10 protein-coding genes and 2 pseudogenes are annotated in these 13323 nt (G+C 60.5%); 9 read left to right on the top strand and 3 right to left on the bottom strand.

Annotated elements, in window-relative coordinates:
- Nucleotides 1-288: 288 nt before the first annotated feature.
- Nucleotides 289-1194, bottom strand: coding sequence for an SDR family oxidoreductase (locus C2846_RS00005; RefSeq protein WP_080049528.1), 906 nt, complete (start codon nucleotides 1192-1194; stop codon nucleotides 289-291).
- 228 nt (nucleotides 1195-1422) lie between these two features.
- Here C2846_RS00005 and C2846_RS00010 point away from each other — a divergent pair, with 228 nt between their 5' ends.
- Genes C2846_RS00010 through C2846_RS00020 form a run of 3 tightly spaced genes read left to right on the top strand, consistent with a single transcriptional unit; the run spans nucleotide 1423 to nucleotide 2711 of the window.
- Nucleotides 1423-1845, top strand: a complete 423-nt coding sequence (locus C2846_RS00010) for a hypothetical protein (protein ID WP_119700394.1) — start codon at nucleotides 1423-1425, stop codon at nucleotides 1843-1845.
- A 22-nt stretch (nucleotides 1846-1867) separates the two neighbouring features.
- Complete coding sequence (locus tag C2846_RS00015) at nucleotides 1868-2449, top strand: DJ-1/PfpI family protein (protein WP_080049530.1); 582 nt, start codon at nucleotides 1868-1870, stop codon at nucleotides 2447-2449.
- Between the two features lie 40 nt (nucleotides 2450-2489).
- Complete coding sequence (locus C2846_RS00020; RefSeq protein ID WP_119700395.1) at nucleotides 2490-2711, top strand: cysteine-rich CWC family protein; 222 nt, start codon at nucleotides 2490-2492, stop codon at nucleotides 2709-2711.
- A gap of 102 nt (nucleotides 2712-2813) precedes the next feature.
- On the opposite strand, the gene C2846_RS00025 is transcribed toward C2846_RS00020, so the two are convergent.
- On the bottom strand, nucleotides 2814-3995 hold the full coding sequence (locus tag C2846_RS00025) for an acetyl-CoA C-acyltransferase (protein ID WP_080049532.1): 1182 nt from the start codon (nucleotides 3993-3995) through the stop codon (nucleotides 2814-2816).
- Nucleotides 3996-4224: 229 nt separating this feature from the next.
- Between C2846_RS00025 and C2846_RS00030 the strand changes: the two genes are divergently transcribed.
- The 5 genes and pseudogenes from C2846_RS00030 (at nucleotide 4225) to C2846_RS00045 (ending at nucleotide 12112) form a co-directional block, all read left to right on the top strand.
- Nucleotides 4225-5907 (top strand): fatty acid--CoA ligase, encoded by a 1683-nt coding sequence (locus C2846_RS00030; protein ID WP_080049533.1) that lies wholly within the window; start codon nucleotides 4225-4227, stop codon nucleotides 5905-5907.
- Between the two features lie 338 nt (nucleotides 5908-6245).
- Complete coding sequence (locus C2846_RS00035) at nucleotides 6246-7598, top strand: DUF1329 domain-containing protein (RefSeq protein ID WP_080049534.1); 1353 nt, start codon at nucleotides 6246-6248, stop codon at nucleotides 7596-7598.
- 98 nt (nucleotides 7599-7696) lie between these two features.
- Nucleotides 7697-10039, top strand: a pseudogene (locus C2846_RS00040) (winged helix-turn-helix domain-containing protein); the annotation flags it as partial.
- A gap of 171 nt (nucleotides 10040-10210) precedes the next feature.
- Nucleotides 10211-10402, top strand: a pseudogene (locus C2846_RS19000) (response regulator transcription factor); the annotation flags it as partial.
- 162 nt (nucleotides 10403-10564) lie between these two features.
- Nucleotides 10565-12112, top strand: a complete 1548-nt coding sequence (locus C2846_RS00045) for an MFS transporter (protein WP_095624933.1) — start codon at nucleotides 10565-10567, stop codon at nucleotides 12110-12112.
- Nucleotides 12113-12150: 38 nt separating this feature from the next.
- Here C2846_RS00045 and sugE read toward each other — a convergent pair whose 3' ends face one another.
- Nucleotides 12151-12471, bottom strand: a complete 321-nt coding sequence (gene sugE / locus C2846_RS00050) for a quaternary ammonium compound efflux SMR transporter SugE (RefSeq protein WP_080049537.1) — start codon at nucleotides 12469-12471, stop codon at nucleotides 12151-12153.
- Between the two features lie 183 nt (nucleotides 12472-12654).
- Here sugE and C2846_RS00055 point away from each other — a divergent pair, with 183 nt between their 5' ends.
- Entirely contained in the window at nucleotides 12655-13299 is a 645-nt protein-coding gene (locus C2846_RS00055; RefSeq protein WP_080049538.1) for an MBL fold metallo-hydrolase, read from the top strand.
- Nucleotides 13300-13323 lie beyond the last annotated feature (24 nt).

Below are 13323 nucleotides of genomic sequence, written 5' to 3' on the forward strand. Positions count from 1 at the left end.
TCCATGAAACCCGGGGCGATTCATTTCGCTTCGATCCGCGGGTTTTTGAGCTGGCAGGCCGGCTAGGTGATCACTGCGAGCTAATACCTTCACAGTACCTGGCGAGGGTTTAAGTGTCGTTTCAGTATGTTGGTTCCAACAAAAAGCCCGCTCCTGTTGCACAAGGAGCGGGCTTTCATCTATTGGTAGTCAGCGTTTGATGCCGCAGGTGGCGGGAAGCGCTGGCTTAGCTCGTACATGGATGGCCACGTCGCTACGCTTCTCGCCATGACGCCAGGTAAGACGAGGTCAGGCAAACTTCTGAATATTCGCCATCAGCTCACGCAGGGCTTCGATATTGTCCTTGGGATGCACCGCGCCTTCGAAGCTGCACAGCTGTTCGAAGTTGGCGGCGACGTCTTCCGGGCTGAAGCCTTCGTCGGGGTTGAAGCCGATGCCCAGTGAGCGCTCCCAGCGTACTTTACCCATCCAGCCACCGCCGACTTCGAACAGGCTGCCGGTTTCCTGGCATTGCTCGGAGCACAGGTAGGCGACCAGCGGGCTGACCAGTTCGGGCTTGAGCTTGTCGAAAGCACCGGGCGGGAACAGGCCTTCGGTCATGCGGGTGCCGCCAGTGGGGGCGATCGCGTTGACGAAGATGTTGTTCTTGCGGCCTTCGATGGCCAGGGTCCGGGTGAAGCCGTACAGGCCTAGCTTGGCCATGCCGTAATTGGCCTGGCCGAAGTTGCCGTAGATGCCTGAGGTGGAGGAGGTGAAGATCACACGGCCGAAGTTGTTATTCTTCATGTGCTCCCAGGCGGCTTTAGTCGTCTTGTAGGCACCTTCGACGTGAACCTTGTAGACCAGATCCCAGTCGGCGTCGGTCATCTTGGCGAAGCTCTTGTCGCGCAGGATACCGGCGTTGTTGACCACTACATCGACGCGGCCGAAGTTATCCATGGCGCACTGCACGATTTTGTCGCCGTCTACTACGCTGTCGGGGTTGGCGATGGCGGTGCCGCCGGCGGCCTTGATTTCTTCTACGACTTTCAGTGCGGCTTCGCTGTTGGCGCCTTCGCCGGTGGCGCTGCCACCCAGGTCGTTGACGATGACCTTGGCTCCGTGCTTGGCGAACAGCAGGGCGTGGGCACGGCCGATGCCGCCGCCGGCGCCGGTAACGATGACGACCTTGTCGTCAAAACGGATATCGCTCATGGAAACTCTCCTTAGACCGGGCAGAGTGAAAGTGAAAAAAGACGTCCAGTGTCGAACAGGTGTTTGAATATGGCAAGGGTAAGGGTCGTGGTGAATGGTGCAGCATAAGTCAGCAGCGGGCCGCTACGGGTAGGCACAGGATTGGAGAGTGCCGTGCCAGGGCTTTCACGGGTAGGCAAAAGCGGCAATACTCGCTGCGTTTGAACCCTATGCTGACAGGATACCCCTATGCCCGGGAAGGCTTTGCTTGTACTGCTGACGTTGATTGCCGCCGCGCTTGGCGGCTGTACGCCACGCTTGGTGACTGTTCACGATGGCCTTGAGGCAATTTTTGTTGATGCACAGTCGCAGACGCCGATCGCTGGTGTACAGGTTTATGCTTTGATGCCCGGCAAGCCTGGGCCGCAGGTGCTGGGGCGCAGTAATGAGTCTGGTCAGGTCAGCATCAGACCCCGGCGGCGGTTGGAGGTGGTCGTGCCGCTTGGCGAGCGCATGACGATGTTGTCGCTATGGGCCTGCAAGTCGGGTCATGAGCGGCTTGAAGTTGCCGGCCGGATGGGCTGGAATGCCGATTACCGGGCTGTCACGCATCGACCGGATGCGCCGATACCTCTGGCATCGATTGAACAGGGTGAGCAGGGCTGCCCATAGATGTGTATAGGAGTACGCAGCAGTGAACGTTGGAATCTATATCTATGACCACGCCGAGGTGCTGGATTTTTCTGGCCCGTTCGAGGTGTTCTCAACCGCCAGCCGGTTGTCTGAGCCCAAGGGTTTGTTCAAGGTGTTTTTGCTAGCTGAAACGCTGCAGCCGGTCAATGCTCGCGGCGGTTTCAGCGTCAATCCGCAGTATGCGCTGAGTGATCACCCTGCGCTGGATGTGCTGATCGTGGCGGGGGGCGTTCATAGCGCTGAACTGCACAAGCCGGGGGTGATTGCCTGGGTTGCCGAGCAGGCCAGGTCGGTGCCGCTGGTGGCCTCGGTGTGTACCGGGGCCTTTATTCTGGCTCAGGCCGGAGTGCTGGACGGGCTGGAGGTCACGACGCACTGGGAAGACATTGCTGATCTTAGGCATGACTATCCGGCATTGACGGTGTGTGAGGGGCGGCGCTGGGTCGATACCGGCAAGCTGGTGACGTCGGGCGGCATTTCTGCCGGCATCGATATGAGCCTGCATCTGGTTTCCAGGTTGGGTGGCATGGCTCTGGCCCAGATGACCGCGCGGCAGATGGAATTCGATTGGTCCAACGGCTGATAATCAGCGCAATCAAAGCACGTAGCGGGAGTTTCACGTCATGCAGCCATTTGCGCGTCATACCTGCCCGCTGTGCGGCCAGCCCAACGGCTGCGCTCCGGCTGCGGCAGGCAGTTTTGAGGTGGATTGCTGGTGTCGGCAGGTGAGTGTAAGCCCGCAGGCGCTGGCCCAGGTGCCGGAGGCGCTCAAGGGCAAGGCGTGCTTGTGCCGGGCTTGTGCTGTTGCCGATGCGTCGGCGAAGCAGGGCAAGCCTACTGATTGAGCATGGAGAAACAGCTTTTTCGCGCCTGCAAGGCGCTCCTACCGAGGTAACGCAGAGGGTTTGGTAGGAGCGGCTCGCAGCCGCGAAACGACCAGCCGGTGATTACACCAACTCGATCGCCACGGCAGTAGCTTCACCACCACCGATGCACAGCGAGGCGATGCCACGCTTGCCGCCGGTTTTCTGCAGGGCGTTGATCAAGGTGACAATGATCCGCGAGCCGGTGGAGCCGACCGGGTGACCCTGGGCGCAGGCACCACCGTAGATGTTGACCTTGCTGTGATCCAGGCCGTGTTCACGCATGGCCAGCATGGTGACCATGGCAAAGGCTTCGTTGATTTCGAACAGGTCAACGTCGTCCTTGCTCCAGCCGGTCTTGTTGAACAGGTTGGTCATGGCGCCGACCGGGGCCAGGGTGAACTCGCTCGGGTCCTGGCTCTGGGTGGCGTGGCCAACGATCCGGGCCAGTGGCTTGAGGCCACGACGCTGAGCTTCGGCGGCGGTCATCAGGACCAGAGCGCTGGCGCCATCGGAAATCGAACTGGCGTTGGCGGCGGTGATGGTGCCGTCCTTCTTAAAGGCCGGGCGCAGACCGGGGATCTTGTCGATGTTGGCGTTGTGCGGCTGCTCATCGTCCTTGACCACAACCTCACCCTTGCGGGTGGTAACGGTGACCGGAACGATTTCGCTGGCCAGGCTGCCGTTGTCGATTGCAGCCTGGGCGCGCTTGAGTGATTCGATGGCGTAGGCGTCCATCTCTTCACGGCTGATGCCGTACTTGTCGGCAGTATCCTGGGCGAAGGAACCCATCAGGCGACCGGTGCGGGCATCTTCCAAACCGTCGAAGAACATGTGGTCCTTGATTTCGCCGTGACCCATGCGCAGGCCGGTGCGGGCCTTTTCCATGATGTAGGGGGCGTTGGTCATGCTCTCCATGCCACCGGCGACCATGACCTGGTTGCTGCCGGCCTTGAGTGCGTCGTGGGCCTGCATTACCGCTTTCATGCCGGAGCCACACAGTTTGTTGATGGTGGTGCAGCCAGTGGCGGCGGGCAGCCCGGCGTTGAGGCTGGCCTGGCGGGCCGGACCCTGTTTGAGACCAGCGGGCAGTACGCAGCCCATGATTACCTCCTGCACATCGGCAGCGTCGATGCCGGCGCGGGCTACGGCTTCGCGAATGGCGATGGCGCCCAGGTCCACGGCGCTGAGGCTCGACAGGCTACCCTGAAAGCCGCCCATCGGGGTGCGGGCGCCGCTGACGATGACGATATCGGTGTCTGACATGTTGTGTTCCTACCTATATGACTGGTTACTTATTTTTGGTCATCAATCGACTTGATGCGGCCATTATACGCTCAAACCGGTTCGTGATACCCGTTATGATCCGGTTCATACTTTGGAGTGATAGGTGGCGCTCAACGGGACTGTCTATAGTGCCCCCATCGGCCAAAGTTGCCGAGCCGAGATTCAAAACCAAGACCCCACAAGCCCAATAACAGGAAGGTCACACCACATGCTCAAGACCCGTGTCATCCCGCCGACCGAAGGCGCTCATTCTACCCCGTTGCTGATCAAGAACCTGCTGCTGTCCGGCCGCCGTTATGAGCGTAGCCAGGAAATCATCTACCGTGATATCAGCCGCTACGATTATGCCACCTTCAATGAGCGTATCTGCCGTCTGGCCAATGTTCTGACTGCTGCCGGCGTCAAGCCGGGCGATACCGTTGCGGTGATGGATTGGGACAGCCATCGCTATCTGGAATGCATGTTCGCCGTGCCGATGATTGGCGCGGTGCTGCACACCATCAATATCCGCCTGTCGCCGGAACAGATCCTATACACCATGAACCATGCCGATGACATCTTCGTGCTGGTCAATGCCGAGTTCGTGCCGCTGTACAAGGCGGTCGAGGATCACCTGACCACGGTCGAGAAAACTATTTTGCTGACCGATGGCGACGAGAAAACCGCCGATCTGCCAAATCTGGTTGGTGAGTATGAAACGCTGCTGGCCGCCGCCGCGCCGACCTACGACTTCCCTGACTTCGACGAGAATTCGGTTGCCACGACCTTCTACACCACCGGTACCACCGGCAACCCCAAGGGCGTGTATTTCACTCATCGGCAACTGGTACTGCACACCCTGACCCAGGCCGGCATGATGGGCGGTCTGGACAGCATGCGCCTGTTCGGCAACCGCGACGTCTACATGCCGATCACGCCGATGTTCCACGTGCATGCCTGGGGTATTCCCTACACCGCGACCTTGCTGGGGGTCAAACAGGTGTATCCGGGCCGCTATGAGCCGGAAATGCTGTGCAAGCTGATCAAGCAGGAAAAGGTGACCTTCTCCCACTGCGTGCCAACTATCCTTGGCATGCTGCTCAATGCCGACGGCGCCAAGGATTACGATTTTGGCGGGATGAAAGTGATCATCGGCGGCAGTGCGCTGAACCGCGGCCTGTACGAGGCGGCCAAGGCTCGGGGCATGAAACTGTCCGCCGCCTACGGCATGTCCGAGACCTGTCCGCTGATTTCCAGTGGTTACATCAACCTGGAACTGGAAGCTGGCAGTGAAGACGAGCGCGCGGCCTACAAGATCAAGGCTGGTGTGCCGGTGCCGTTAGTCGAGGCGCGGATCATGGACAGTGACGGCAACTTCCTGCCCAGTGACGGCAAGTCGCAGGGTGAACTGGTGTTGCGTGCGCCCTGGCTGACTCAGGGTTACTACCGCGAGCCGGAGAAGAGTGCTGAGCTGTGGGCCCACGGCTGGATGCATACCGGTGACGTGGCGACCATCGATGAGATGGGCTTCATTGAAATTCGCGACCGCATTAAGGATGTGATCAAGACCGGCGGCGAGTGGATTTCCTCGCTTGAGCTGGAAGACCTGATCAGCCTCAGTCCGGCGGTCAAGGAAGTGGCAGTAGTCGGGGTACCTGATCCGCAGTGGGACGAGCGTCCGTTTGCGCTGATCGTGCCGCGTGAAGGGCAGGCGATGGATGCCAAGGTTCTGCGCGACCATCTCAAGCCATTCGTGGATGAGGGGCGGATCAACAAGTGGGCGATCCCGACGCAGATCGCAACTGTTACCGAAATACCCAAAACCAGTGTCGGCAAGCTCGACAAGAAGCGCATTCGCGTCGAGATCGCTGAGTGGCAAGAGGCTGGAGCCCCGTTCCTGTCTACCTTGTAAGCTTTTTATCGTGGTAACGTGCGGGGGTAACACTCTGTGCCCTCGCACGTTTTTAGCAACTCTGAAATTGATCTTCGGGGCTGTCAAAGTAGTGGCGGTCATGCCGCTTCACCCGATGGTCAGGCTCTCTTGCCGGTTCCCTGATTATCCTGCAAATCATACTTTGGGTGGATCACCCGACCAAAGTGCTTGGCTATAGTGCACCGCAGCGTTGTATAGCTGTTTTCAGCGATACAGCCTCATTTATCAATCCACCCAGGCACGCTATGACGCGCCCCCGAGCCCTGAGCTCTGGATGGTTACTCCATGCCGCGGCATAGCAAGCAAGGCAGAATCATATGAAGCAAAGCACCCTGATCTTTTCCTCCATCCTGGCCTCGGCCCTGGCTATCCAGGCCGCGCACGCTCGGGATGTTTCTGCATTGGGCAGTACCCTGACCCCGGTTGGCGCCGAGATGGCCGGTAATGCTGCGGGCACTATTCCTGCCTGGACTGGTGGTTTGCCGGTCGATGCCGGCTCAGTTGACAGCAAGGGTTTTCTTTCAGACCCCTTTGCCGATGACAAGCCGCTGTTTGTGATTACTGCGCAGAACTATGAGCAGTACCAGGACAATCTGGCTCCTGGCCAGATCGCCATGTTCAAGCGTTACCCCGATACCTATCGCATGCCGGTTTACCCGACCCGCCGTAGCGCGGCCATGCCCGAAGCTATCTATGAGGCCACTCGTCGCAATGCTGCCAATACTCAGCTGGTGCAGGGTGGCAACGGCCTGGCCAACTTCGAGAAGGCCAACCCGTTCCCGATGCCGCAAAGTGGTGTGGAAGTGGCGTGGAACCACATTACCCGTTACCGTGGTGGCACCGTGCGCCGGGTGGTCGGCCAGGTAACTCCGCAGACCAACGGTTCCTTCACGCTGGTTCGTTTCAATGAAGAGTTCGTGTTCCCCTATGGATTGCCTGACTATGATCCGGCCAGTCAGGGCAACATCCTGTTCTACTTCAAGCAGCAGGTAACCGAGCCGGCGCGTCTGGCCGGGAACGTACTGCTGGTGCATGAGACCATTGATCAGGTCAAAGAACCGCGCATGGCCTGGGTTTACAATGCTGGTCAGCGCCGGGTGCGGCGCGCGCCGCAGGTCTCCTATGACGGTCCAGGTACCGCCTCTGACGGTCTGCGTACCTCCGACAATCTGGATATGTACAACGGCGCACCTGACCGTTACAACTGGGAACTGGTCGGCAAGAAAGAGCTGTATATCGCCTACAACAGCTATGGTCTGAACTCTACCGACCTGCGTTACAGCGACATCATTCAGCCGGGCCATATCAATCAGGACCTGACACGTTATGAGCTGCACCGGGTTTGGGAAGTAGTCGCCACGGTCAAGGACGGCGAGCGTCATATCTACGCCAAGCGCCACTTCTTTGTCGATGAGGATAGCTGGCAGGCTGCGCATATTGACCATTACGACGCGCGTGGCTCGCTGTGGCGTGTAGCTGAGGCGCATGCGCTGCAGTACTACAACAATCAGGTGCCGTGGTATGCCATGGAAACCCTGTATGACCTGGTTGCCGGTCGTTACCTGGTGATGGGTATGAATAATGAAGAGCGCACCGACTATGAGTTCAACTACGGTGCCAATCCCAGTGACTTCACTCCGGCGGCACTGCGTCAATCTGGCGTACGTTAGTTTGAACAACTGAGTCACCCTGAGCAGGCGGCCCCCGGGCCGCCTGTTTTGTTACAAATCGACAAGACGCTTTGCCCGCCAATCGATAAACTTGGCGCATGGCTCTGTCGATCCCCCTCAACCCCGGCAAGATCTTCCGCCCGCCGCTGCCGGTGGATCATTTGCCGCGCCCTGAGTTGATCGGTCTGTTGAACAAGGCCCGCCAGCGCCGGCTGATTCTGGTCTGTGCACCGGCAGGGTTTGGCAAAAGCACCCTGGCGATCGAATACTGCCAACAGTTGGACGCGCCCTGGCGTTCTGCCTGGGTTTCACTGGATGGTCGTGACGGTCAGCCAGCGCAGTTCCTGCGGACCCTGGTCGATGCCCTGGCTACCCTTTATCCGGGGCTGGGCGAGGCCGAGCTGGCGTTGTTGCAGCAACACCACAGTCAGCAGCCGTTGGACGTTGAGCAGCGGGCGGTGTCGATCCTCTCCGAGTTGCGCGCCCGGCATGCCGAAGACCGGCCCCTGGTGCTGGTGCTGGACGACTACCATCTGGTCCAGAGTCCGCCCTGTGATCGTTTGTGCGCACTGTTGCTGGAACACCTGCCGGGCAATATTCAACTGTTCATCACCAGCCGCCAGAAGCCTGACTGGCACCTGGCCCGGCTGCGCCTGAGTCATCAGTTACTGGAACTGGGCGAAGAGCATTTGCGCCTGAGCAACGACGAAGCTCGGCTGTTTCTCGAGCAGGCTGGGCTGGACCTGGCCGACCCCGAGTGGACGCGCCAGGCGTTGCAGCGCAACGAAGGCTGGATCGCCGGTCTGCGGTTGCTCAGTGTTGCGGCCGAACAACAGTCCAGGCCGCTGGCCTTGCCGTTGTCCGGGCCGTTGGTGGACGAGTACCTGCTTGAAGAGGTGATTCTGCGCCAGCCCGAACCGGTGCGGGTATTTCTGCACGAAATTGCCTGGCTCGACCGTTTCTGTGTCGAGCTCTGCGACAGCGTGCGCGATGCCTCCGACAGCCTGGACATCATTACCCACCTGTTGCGGCACCATGTGTTTCTGGTACCGCTGGACAATGACGGCACCTGGTATCGTTTTCACCATCTGTTTTCCGACGTGCTGCGCGATCGGGTTGCCCGTGACGATCCGCGCCTGCGTCTGCGCACTCATCTGCGAGCCTGCCACTGGTTTGGTCATCAGGGTCGGATCAGTGATGCGGTCGAGCATGCGCTGGCAGCCGAGCGACCGGAAGAGGCAGCCAGCCTGGTCCAGAACCTGTCGCTTGACCAATTGCTGGCCGAGCAGCATGTCGGCACCCTGTTGCGCTGGAAGGCCGAGTTGCCCAGCGTATTGCAGGGCAGCAGCGCGCGGCTGGTGCTGGTGCATGGCTGGACGCTGGCGCTGGCCTGTCAGCTTGAAGATGCCGAGGCCATGCTGGCCAGGCTCAGCCGCTTCCTGCCGCAGGCCAATGCCGACAGGCAGCGCCGGGTGCTGGGTCAGGCTCTGGTGCTCAAGGGGTTTCTGGCCCGGGCGGCGGGTCGTCTGGATGAGGCCGACCATCTCAGCCATCAGGCCCTGGCTTGTCTGGATGAGCGTGACCCCGGGAGCCGATTGATGGCGATGCTGACTCTGGCTGATGTCGAGCTGTGCCGTGGCCACCATGAGGCTGCCCGACACTGGGCTCGCAGCGCTCTGGAACTGGCGCAACGTGCCGGCAACCCGCTGCTTGAGGCTCAGGTGGTGTTCATGCGCGCCCGTTTGTTGCAGGCCCGAGGGCAGGTTGGCCGGGCCCTGCAACTGCTGGAGCGGCATAGCCAGGAACTGGAGCGGATGGATTATCCCGAGGGGTTGGCAGTCCGGGCTCGCCTGCGGCTTTACCGTGGTTATCTGCTGGGGCAGCAGGGCGACATGGGCATGGCCCTGCGCCTGCTCGATAGCGGCATTGAAGAGGGACGCCGCTGCCGGGATGTCTATGTGCTGATGGGCTACTGCGTGATGGGCAGTTTGTTGACCCAGCAACGTGAGGTGGCCCGTGCCTTCGATGTGCTGACCGAGGCCGAACGGCTCATGCATCTGTGGGACGTTCCGCCAATCTACTATCTGGGCTGGATCACGGCGATCAAGAGCGAGCTGTGGATGCACTCCGAGCGGCTTGATCTGGCTGCGCACTGGCTACCGCGTCTGCGTCAGACCTATTGTCTGGAGTCGCCAGCCGCGCCACCGCCATTCTTCCATGCGCTGGCTTCGCTGATTGAGCAGATTCATGCCGGACTGCTCTGGTATCGGGGCGAACAGGTCGCGGCCGAAAGCCTGATGCGCCGGCTGCTTTCGCAGCTCCAGCACAATGGGGAAAAGCTGCGGGCCTTGTCGGTTCAGTTGCATCTGCTGCGCATGCTGTTTCGTACCCAGCGCCAGGCTGAGGCTGAGCAGTTGCTGTTCAGTGCGCTGGTGCAGGCTGCCGATGATCATCTGGCCGGCCCGTTCATGCGTCTGGTCGATCAGGCACCAGCCGGGCTGGCCGAGGCTCTGCGCCGCGCACCAGCTTCAGCCTTGCGTGACCAGTTGCTGGAGCGTTTGCCTGGGGTCAGCGGCCCGGATGGTCGACGTATCAATGCGGCCCTGCGCGAACCGCTCAGCAGCCGTGAGCTGGATGTGCTGCGCTGCATCGCTCAGGGCTATTCAAACCAGCAGATCAGCGAAGCACTGTTCATCTCTTTGCACACGGTCAAGAGCCACGCCCGGCGGATCAACCACAAGCTGGGTGTCTCGCGGCGGACCCAGGCGGTGGCTCAGGCCAAGGTGCTAGGGCTGTTGGGGTGATCGGCATTGCACTTTGCCGCTCTTGCGCTTGAGAGCGCGGCGGCGTATAAGGAGGCGCTCATTATCTTGAACACGCTGTCTGCCTCAGCGTAGGCGCCGCAGTCCTGCGGCGCATGGATGCCCGTTTTTGCGCCTAGCTGGCGCGCCCACAGGATGAGCCCTATGAGTGTTACCCCGACAATCGACGCAACCACCTGGAAACGCGCGGGCAAGCGCGAGTGGTGGGGGTTGGCGGTCCTGGTATTGCCGACCCTGCTGCTGGCGCTGGACATGACTGTCCTGCATCTGGCTGCGCCGCACCTGAGCGCCGATCTCAAGCCGACCAGTTCGCAACTGTTGTGGATTCTCGACATCTACGGCTTCATGATCGCCGGTTTCCTGATCACCATGGGGACCCTGGGGGATCGTATCGGTCGGCGACGGTTGCTGCTGGTCGGCGCCTTTGCCTTTGGCGTTGCCTCGGTAATGGCGGCGTTCGCCAACTCGGCCAATATGCTGATTCTGACCCGCGCGCTACTCGGCATCGCCGGTGCGACCCTGATGCCTTCGACCCTGTCGCTGATCCGCAACATGTTCCAGGTCGATAGCCAGCGCACCCTGGCTATCACCATCTGGATGACCGGCTTCATCGTTGGCAGCGCCATTGGGCCGCTGGTAGGTGGGCTGATGCTGGAGTTCTTCTGGTGGGGGTCAGTGTTCCTGCTTGGTGTGCCTGTCATGCTTCTCCTTCTTATTGCTGGGCCATTGCTGTTGCCTGAGTTTCGCGATGAGCAGGCCGGGCGGCTGGATCTGGTCAGTGCGCTGTTGTGCGTGGCGACGTTTCTGCTGGTGATCTATGGCATCAAGAGCAGCGCTCGCGACGGCCTGAGTCTGCTGGCACTGCTGGTCAGCCTGAGCGGGCTTGCTGTGGGCTGGCTGTTCGTCCGGCGCCAGCGCCTGATTGCCCAGCCGATGTTCGATCTGGGGCTGTTTGCCAACCGGGCCTTCAGTGTCTCGGTGGTGGCCATGTTGCTGACCATTCTGGCGCTGTCTGGTGCCTGGCTGCTGATTTTCCAGTATTTGCAGGGTGTGGTTGGTCTGACGCCGCTGCAGGCCGGGCTGGTGATGTTGCCCTCGGCGCTGGTTCAAACCGCAGCCTCGTTGCTGGTGCCGCGTATGGCGCGTTGGCTTAAACCTTCGGTACTGGTCAGTTGTGGGCTGCTGCTGGCGGTCATGGGGTTCGTCGCCCTGATGCTGGTCAGCGGGCGCGCAACGGTCGGCTTGCTGGTGCTGGGGACGGTCATCATGGGCGCCGGGGTAATGCCGATGATGATTCTTGGGACCGATCTGGTGATCAGTTCGGCACCGCCGGAGAAGGCTGGTACGGCCGCCGCTACCTCGGAAACTGCCGCCGAACTGGGTATGGCTCTGGGCATTGCGGTGATCGGCACAGTAGGTGCCAGCGTATACCGCCGGCAAATGACCGACAGCCTGCCAGCCGGGTTGAGCCCTGAGCAGTATGAGGTGGCCGTCGATACGTTGGGCGGTGCGCTGGGTGTGATCGAACAGTTGGCTCCGGAGGCTGCCAGTCAGGTTCTACTCAGTGTGCAGATGGCCTTTAGCGAAGCGCTGCACGTCAATGCGTTTATCGGTGCGCTGATCATGGCCACCACGGCTGTGCTGACTGCCGTGTGCCTGCGTCAGGTGCGGCTGGGAGCTAGCAGTCACTGAATAAAACCGGGCGCCCTGGGCGCCCGGTTGCTGCGGGTTCAACCTGCAAACTTGAGCCCCACCAGGCCGGCCAGGACCAGCAGCAAGCTGGCCAGGCGCAGCGGGTTGGCGCTATCGCCATAGATCAGAATCCCCAGCACAACGGTGCCGACGGCACCGATGCCGACCCAGATGGCATAGGCGGTACCGACCGGCAACACCTTCATGGCCTGAGCCAGTAGATAGAAGCTGGCGGCCATGGCAAGCAGGGTCAGAATACTGGGGAGCGGGCGGGTGAAACCGGCAGAGGCCTTGAGTCCAAGAGCCCAGCCGACTTCCAGCAGGCCGGCGGTGACGAGAAAGATCCAAGCCATGTTCATGAGCAAAGTCCATGTCAGGCAGGGTCGTCCCTGAAAAGCGGAATACACACCGGGTCGTCCCGGCGGTATTGTGGTGCGAGGCTGTAGCTTAGCAACCCCTCCCGGGGTGTCAAATCCGCTGCCGACTCCTCCCGGTAAGCACACTGTGCCAAAATGTTCTCTGTACTATCGACAAGGACTCCCATGGACGCCACACATACCACGCTAATCCGCGAAACTTTCCCGGTCGGCCCGTTGCAGTGCAACTGCACGATCATTGGCGATCCGCTGACCAAAAAAGCCATCGTGGTCGATCCCGGCGGGGATCATCAGTTCATTCTCAAGCGTCTGGATGAGCTGGGCCTGAAAGTGGTCAGCATCATTCATACCCATGCTCATCTGGACCACTTTCTGGCCTCCGGGGAAATGAAGAAAGCTACCGGCGCCACACTGCATCTGCATGAGGGGGACAAGTTTCTCTGGGATAACCTGGAAATGCAGTGTCGGATGTTCGGGGTGCCTTATACGCCGGTGCCGGCGCCTGACCAGTGGTTGCGTGATGACGAGGAACTGGCCTGTGGTTGCGGGGTGGCGATGCATACTCCGGGGCATACCCCCGGCTCGATGAGCTTCTGGTTCCCCCAGGCCAAGCTGCTGATTGCCGGCGACACCCTGTTTCGTCGTGGGATCGGTCGCACCGATCTGTGGGGTGGCGACTATGGGCAGATCGAAAAATCGATTCGCCAGCGTCTGTATACACTGGACGAAGAGGCCGTGGTGGTGACTGGTCATGGGCCAGATACCCGAATAGGTGACGAGATTCGCGAAAACCCCTTCATACAAGGGTGAGGCGGGAAATTTTTTCCTATTCTG

The organism is Pseudomonas jilinensis, from assembly GCF_003586265.1.
GTDB lineage: Bacteria > Pseudomonadota > Gammaproteobacteria > Pseudomonadales > Pseudomonadaceae > Halopseudomonas > Halopseudomonas phragmitis.

Coding starts and splice junctions, on each gene's coding strand:
- C2846_RS00020 (WP_119700395.1), top strand. CDS start 2,490: ATGCAGCCATTTGCGCGTCATACCTGCCCGCTGTGCGGCCAGCCCAAC.
- C2846_RS00045 (WP_095624933.1), top strand. CDS start 10,565: ATGAGTGTTACCCCGACAATCGACGCAACCACCTGGAAACGCGCGGGC.
- C2846_RS00030 (WP_080049533.1), top strand. CDS start 4,225: ATGCTCAAGACCCGTGTCATCCCGCCGACCGAAGGCGCTCATTCTACC.
- C2846_RS00010 (WP_119700394.1), top strand. CDS start 1,423: ATGCCCGGGAAGGCTTTGCTTGTACTGCTGACGTTGATTGCCGCCGCG.
- sugE (WP_080049537.1), bottom strand. CDS start 12,471: ATGAACATGGCTTGGATCTTTCTCGTCACCGCCGGCCTGCTGGAAGTC.
- C2846_RS00005 (WP_080049528.1), bottom strand. CDS start 1,194: ATGAGCGATATCCGTTTTGACGACAAGGTCGTCATCGTTACCGGCGCC.
- C2846_RS00055 (WP_080049538.1), top strand. CDS start 12,655: ATGGACGCCACACATACCACGCTAATCCGCGAAACTTTCCCGGTCGGC.
- C2846_RS00035 (WP_080049534.1), top strand. CDS start 6,246: ATGAAGCAAAGCACCCTGATCTTTTCCTCCATCCTGGCCTCGGCCCTG.
- C2846_RS00025 (WP_080049532.1), bottom strand. CDS start 3,995: ATGTCAGACACCGATATCGTCATCGTCAGCGGCGCCCGCACCCCGATG.